Annotated in this window: 1 protein-coding gene; it reads left to right on the top strand. The window is 61.9% G+C overall.

Annotated elements, in window-relative coordinates; all coding sequences use genetic code 11:
* Positions 1-191: hypothetical protein (locus RVY79_RS19855; protein WP_317466290.1), on the top strand; the 191-nt coding region annotated here is incomplete at its 5' end.
* Between the last annotated feature and the right edge of the window lie 77 nt (positions 192-268).

Consider the following 268-nt stretch of genomic DNA (forward strand, 5'->3'; position numbering starts at 1 on the left):
CCAGCCAGCGACACTACGCTGCTTTGGCCGAGACGCTTGAGCGCATTGCGCGTCAGCCTGGTTTCCATGGGGTCCGGGCGCAATCGTGGACCCTATTTCAGGAGGCAAGCCGACGTGGCTACGCCGGCCCGTTCCCGCAGCTCTTCTACCTTCAGAAGGTCAGTCATGGGGAACGGCTCTCGCTTGTTTAGCCTGCCACTGACGATGGATGGTGTTGCCCGCCTCACACTTTTGCTGCGCAGCTCGGGGCTGCGACGCCCCATTTACT

Origin of the sequence: Chromohalobacter sp. HP20-39, assembly GCF_033052815.1 — a bacterium.
Taxonomy (GTDB): domain Bacteria; phylum Pseudomonadota; class Gammaproteobacteria; order Pseudomonadales; family Halomonadaceae; genus Chromohalobacter.